Genomic DNA, 2,661 nt, shown 5'->3' with positions numbered 1-2,661 from the left:
CCGCGCCGCCACATGGCGCACATCGCTGGTCGGCACGCGGCAGGCGATGCTCGTCGAACGCGACGGGCGCACCGGCCACGCGGGCAATTTCGCCAAGCTCTCGCTGGGCGCGTCGTCCAAGACACCCGGCAGCATCCTGCCCGTTACCATCACCGGCCTTGACGGCGACACCCTGATCGCGGACAGCGCAGCATGAGCGACAACAGCTGGAGCGAGCGCCTGCTGGGCGGATTTCGCAAGACATCAGACAAGCTGACCCAGAATATCACCGGGCTGGTGACCAAATCGCGGCTGGATGAAGACCAGCTTGACGAGATTGAAGAGGCGCTGATCGTCTCCGATCTTGGGCCGCAGATGGCGGGCAAGGTGCGTGCGCGCCTGTCCGAAGGGCGGTTCGAGCGCGGGCTGGACGAAGAGGGCTTGCGCGAGGTCGTCGGCGAGGAGATCGCCAAGTCGCTGCGCACTGTCGCCGAACCGCTCGACATCATCGCCTTCCCGCGTCCGCAGGTGATCCTGGTGATCGGCGTCAACGGATCGGGCAAGACCACCACCATCGCCAAGCTGGCGCATCTGTTCCAGGAGCAGGATTATGGCGTGATGCTGGCAGCGGGCGACACCTTTCGCGCCGCCGCCATCGGCCAGCTGAAAATCTGGGCGGATCGCCTCGGCATCCCGATCATCAGCGGCAAGGAAGGCGGCGATGCGGCGGGCATCGTGTTCGATGCGGTCAAGCAGGCGACCGCCACCGGCATTGATGTGCTGATCGTCGACACCGCTGGCCGGCTGCAAAACAAGCGTGAACTGATGGACGAACTCGCCAAGATCCGCCGTGTGCTGGGTCGGCTGAACCCCGCATCGCCGCATGATGTCGTGCTGGTGCTCGACGCGACCAACGGACAGAACGCCCTGTCGCAGATCGAGACCTTCAAGGAGGTTGCGGGCGTTACCGGCCTTGTGATGACCAAACTCGATGGCACCGCGCGGGGCGGCATATTGGTGGCGGCGGCGGAGAAATTCGGCCTGCCGATCCACGCCATCGGTGTGGGTGAGACCATCGATGACCTCAGGCCTTTTGACCCCGAATATCTGGCGCATGTGATCGCCGGAGGAGCGAAATGAGCGAAGAACTTCCCGACGCGACCGACGTCGTCGCTCCGAAAAAGGCGGAAGGCGGCCTGCTGCCACTGCTGCTCGATTTCGGGCCGCTGCTGATCTTTTTTGCGGTGTTCAAACTGACGCAAAGCGACGGCGCCGCGCTCGCCGCGACCCGCGCCGCAATCAACGGCACGCTCGCCTTCATGGTGGCGATCATGATCGCGGTGGCGGTGTCGAAATGGAAGCTGGGCCGTGTGTCGCCGATGCTGTGGCTGTCCGCCGTGCTGGTCATCGGCTTCGGCGCGCTCACCGTGTATTTCAACGACGAGAAGTTCATCCAGATCAAGCCGACGATCATTTACACCGCCTTCGCGGTGCTGCTGATTGGCGGCTGGATGACCGGCCGTCCACTGCTGCGCTACCTGCTGCAGGCGGCGTATGGCGGGCTCAGCGACGAAGGCTGGATGAAACTCTCGCGCAACTGGGGGCTGTTCTTCGCCTTCATGGCACTGCTCAACGAAGGCCTGCGCTACAATCTCGACTTCGAGACCTGGCTGACGGTCAAGGTCTGGGGTGTCACCGCGCTCTCGTTCATTTTTGCAATGACGCAGATCCCGATGCTGATGAAGCATGGCCTGGCGCTAGAGGGGGCGAAGGGGGAATAATGCCGCTGCGGGTCCCCTGCGAGCGCAGCTGTCCATCTCCCAACTCAGCCGGTGGAGTGAGTGGTTAGCTCAGGTGATGGGTCCCTGCCTTCGCAGGGGATCGACTGATGCAGAATGATCGTTTTCCGGCGAACGCCGGAATACAGGGCAACGACAGTGCGACCTCGCCCCTGGACCCCGGCTTTCGCCGGAGCACAGGTTAGCGAGTAACGCGAAACTCAACCCTCCTGGTCAGCGCGTTCCGTGCCCTTGCCGTCGAGGTTCTGGGCCACGAATTCCCAGTTGATCGCCTTGTCGAGCACGGTGCCGAGGTAATCCGGGCGCGCGTTGCGGTAGTCGATGTAATACGCGTGTTCCCACACATCGAGCGTCAGCAGCGGCTTCATGCCTTCGTGCGCGACCGGCGAATCCGCGTCGTGCAGCGAGGTGATTTCCAGCTTGTCGCCGTTGAGCACCAGCCACGCCCAGCCGCTGCCGAAATGGCCGACGGCTTCTGCCTTGAGCTTGTCCTTCATGTCTGCGACCGAGCCGAAATCGGCAATGATGCGCTGTTCGAGCGAGCCGGGGATGGTCTGCGCTTCGGGGCTGAGGCAATGCCAGAAGAAGGTGTGGTTCCAGATCTGCGCGGCATTGTTGAACAGGCCCTTGTTGCCCTTGTCCTTGGCGGCGACGATGACCTTCGACAGGCTCGCGCCTTCGAGGTCCGTGCCCTTGACCATGTCATTTGCCTTGCCGACATAGGCATTGTGGTGCTTGCCGTGGTGATAATCGAAGGTTTCAGCCGACATGATGTCGCCGAAAGCAGTCTTGTCAAAGGGAAGCGCGGGAAGGACGAAAGCCATGGGTCATCTCCTGTTTGGGAACGGTATAACTGTTGCCGCTACGCATATGGGCAATTGCC

General features: G+C 62.5%; 3 protein-coding genes and 1 pseudogene. 3 read left to right on the top strand and 1 reads right to left on the bottom strand.

The genetic code is table 11. The annotated features are described in order from the left end of the window. From ACEW8G_RS10715 to ispZ, 3 genes and pseudogenes are all read left to right on the top strand, one after another. Positions 1-196: pseudogene (locus ACEW8G_RS10715) on the top strand (tRNA (N(6)-L-threonylcarbamoyladenosine(37)-C(2))-methylthiotransferase MtaB); the annotation flags it as partial. After that, positions 193-1,119, top strand: a complete 927-nt coding sequence (gene ftsY / locus ACEW8G_RS10710; RefSeq protein WP_373488409.1) for a signal recognition particle-docking protein FtsY — start codon at positions 193-195, stop codon at positions 1,117-1,119. The pseudogene ACEW8G_RS10715 and the gene ftsY, both read left to right, overlap by 4 nt. Next, the gene (gene ispZ / locus ACEW8G_RS10705; RefSeq protein ID WP_373488408.1) at positions 1,116-1,760 is read left to right on the top strand and encodes a septation protein IspZ; all 645 of its coding nucleotides are present in this window, start codon (positions 1,116-1,118) and stop codon (positions 1,758-1,760) included. The genes ftsY and ispZ overlap by 4 nt, the downstream gene beginning before the upstream one ends. 218 nt (positions 1,761-1,978) lie before the next feature. Here the strand turns inward: ispZ and ACEW8G_RS10700 are convergent, their stop codons facing one another. Beyond that, positions 1,979-2,602 carry a superoxide dismutase gene (locus ACEW8G_RS10700; RefSeq protein ID WP_373488407.1) on the bottom strand — a complete coding sequence of 208 codons (624 nt, stop codon included), beginning with the start codon at positions 2,600-2,602 and terminating at the stop codon, positions 1,979-1,981. Between the last annotated feature and the right edge of the window lie 59 nt (positions 2,603-2,661).

It is taken from the genome of Blastomonas sp., assembly GCF_041747255.1.
GTDB lineage: Bacteria > Pseudomonadota > Alphaproteobacteria > Sphingomonadales > Sphingomonadaceae > Blastomonas.
This window is presented reverse-complemented; position numbering and strand designations above follow the sequence as displayed.